Genomic DNA, 758 nt, shown 5'->3' with positions numbered 1-758 from the left:
GGGCGATAATATTTTTTTCCTGCTTAACTGGCCGGTGGTTAAAGGCGTTATTTATCAGCAGGACAACGACGCCCTTATTTCCAAGGCGCTGGATGTGGTTTGCAAGGGGCGCAGCTGGTTCCCGCGCAGCTACATGGATTACCTGGTCCGTCACCGCAAAACCCCAACCCGTTGCGGGCATGTCTTTGAAAGCCTCACCAGTCGTGAACGGCAGATGCTGGATCATGTGGTGCGTGGCATGAGTAACCATGAAATCGCTGATGCCCTTTGCCTGAGTACGCATACGGTGAAGGCTCATTTGCAAAGCCTTTACCGGAAGGTTGGCGTGAAGAATCGGGTGGGTGTGATGCGCTGGGTGCATGAGAACCACCTGGAAGAGAGCGGAGAGTAGCTGTGTGTGGGCTGCGATTGGCGTGGGTGCCATTCATCTGCAGTCTCCTCGCATTTTCCGGGACAGCGGCCGCCCTGAATGAAAAAGACATGGGGGTGGTTGTCGATCAGACGATTACCCCTATCGGCAAACGGTTTTATCAGCAGTTTGCCTATCAACGTCATTACCTGTTTCCCGATTCGCCTTTCAGTATCAGCATTTATGAGCAACCCTCCGCCCGCAGTGGCAGCATTATTACAGTGAAATCGGACGATACGACGCTGGAGCGCTTTGTGTTGTCGTTTGCGTCCAACTGGGAAGATGCTCGGGTACAGCAGATGGTGCAATCCATTGAATTCAGGGTCCGGCGCATGAAAGTGCTGGATAC

General features: G+C 53.3%; 2 protein-coding genes. Both read left to right on the top strand.

Annotation, left to right across the window (positions count from 1 at the left end):
- Positions 1–391, top strand: a 391-nt coding sequence (locus A3730_RS05165) for a response regulator transcription factor (RefSeq protein ID WP_197477306.1), incomplete at its 5' end; no start/stop codon positions are given.
- A gap of 89 nt (positions 392–480) precedes the next feature.
- Positions 481–758: CsgE family curli-type amyloid fiber assembly protein (locus tag A3730_RS05160; RefSeq protein ID WP_197477305.1), on the top strand; the 278-nt coding region annotated here is incomplete at its 3' end.

It is taken from the genome of Alcanivorax sp. HI0044 (assembly GCF_001634945.1).
Note: the sequence above shows the minus strand (reverse complement) of the source record. Positions and strands in the feature narration are given on the sequence as shown.